Genomic DNA, 322 nt, shown 5'->3' on the forward strand with positions numbered 1-322 from the left:
AATTTGTGATTTTTAGCCTTTACAAAGACGTGTCACCGGAAAAATCAGATATACAGATAGATACAAGCTGTGACAGGTGAAGGGTTATCTGTTAGATAGATACAGAATAGTTCAATTATTTCTATAACTTCTCTATCTCTTCCGCCGACAACCCTGTGCAGGTTGCAATGTCGGCTGTCGGCATTCCCATACGTTTCATTTTGGCTGCTGTTTGACGCAAAGCATCGGCTTTGCCTTCCACAAGCCCTTCCGCTTTCCCTTTGGCTTCTCCCTCGGCAAGTCCTTCAAGACGGCCTTCCCATTTGGCAGTATCGAGTACGTC

At 45.3% G+C, this 322-nt stretch carries 1 pseudogene; it reads right to left on the reverse strand.

Going from position 1 to position 322, the window contains the following annotated elements:
- Window positions 1-121 precede the first annotated feature (121 nt).
- Window positions 122-322 (reverse strand): annotated as a pseudogene (locus DXD68_RS13410) (hypothetical protein); the annotation flags it as partial.

Origin of the sequence: Parabacteroides sp. TM07-1AC, assembly GCF_003480915.1 — a bacterium.
Lineage (GTDB): Bacteria > Bacteroidota > Bacteroidia > Bacteroidales > Tannerellaceae > Parabacteroides > Parabacteroides chongii.